Origin of the sequence: Parvimonas sp. KA00067 (assembly GCF_001553085.1) — a bacterium.
GTDB classification, from domain to species: domain Bacteria; phylum Bacillota; class Clostridia; order Tissierellales; family Peptoniphilaceae; genus Parvimonas; species Parvimonas parva.
Window position 1 is genome coordinate 1 of sequence record NZ_KQ960144.1, and the last position, 1182, is coordinate 1182.

The following is a 1182-nucleotide window of genomic DNA, read 5'->3' on the forward strand; positions in this document are numbered from 1 at the left end:
AGCATAGAGTGGTCGCAGAGAATAGGCCCAAGCAACTGTTTACCAAAAACACAAGTTTCTGCTAAATCGAAAGATGAAGTATAGGAGCTGACACCTGCCCGGTGCTGGAAGGTTAAGGGGAAATGTTAGAGCAATCGAAGCATAGAACTTAAGCCCCAGTAAACGGCGGCCGTAACTATAACGGTCCTAAGGTAGCGAAATTCCTTGTCGGGTAAGTTCCGACCCGCACGAAAGGTGTAATGATTTGGGCACTGTCTCAACAAAGGATCCGGTGAAATTGTAGTAGTCGTGAAGATGCGACTTACCCACGATAGGACGGAAAGACCCCGTGGAGCTTTACTGTAGGCTGGCATTGGAATTTGGTATTAAATGTACAGGATAGGTGGGAGACTAAGAAGCGAGAGCGTCAGTTTTCGTGGAGTCGTTGTTGGGATACCACCCTTTTGATACTAAATTTCTAACCTGGTACTCTGAATCGAGTACAGGGACACTGTCAGTTGGGCAGTTTGACTGGGGCGGTCGCCTCCTAAAGAGTAACGGAGGCGTTCAAAGGTTCCCTCAGAATGGATGGAAATCATTCTAAGAGTGCAAAGGCAAAAGGGAGCTTAACTGCGACACCAACAAGTGGAGCAGATAGGAAACTAGGACTTAGTGATCCGGTGGTACCGAGTGGAAGGGCCATCGCTCAACGGATAAAAGCTACCCCGGGGATAACAGGCTTATCTCCCCCAAGAGTTCACATCGACGGGGAGGTTTGGCACCTCGATGTCGGCTCGTCTCATCCTGGGGCTGGAGTAGGTCCCAAGGGTTGGGCTGTTCGCCCATTAAAGAGGCACGCGAGCTGGGTTCAGAACGTCGTGAGACAGTTCGGTCCCTATCCATCGTGGGCGTAGGAAATTTGAGAGGAGCTGTCCTTAGTACGAGAGGACCGGGATGGACAGACCGCTGGTGTATCAGTTATCATGCCAATGGTAATGCTGAATAGCTAAGTCTGGAAGGGATAAGTGCTGAAGGCATCTAAGCACGAAGCCCCCCTCAAGATGAGATTTCCTGTTGTAGAAATACAAGAGAGATTCGATACAGAAAATGTCGTAGATAGGTCAGAGGTGTAAAGGTGGCAACATCAAAGCTAACTGATACTAATAAATCGAAAGCTTGACCAGAAATATATACTCTTTAATT

At 48.3% G+C, this 1182-nt stretch carries 1 rRNA gene; it reads left to right on the forward strand.

Features of this window, described 5'->3' with window-relative positions:
• Positions 1-1163 (forward strand): 23S ribosomal RNA (locus HMPREF3181_RS01995); the annotation flags it as partial.
• Positions 1164-1182: the final 19 nt, after the last annotated feature.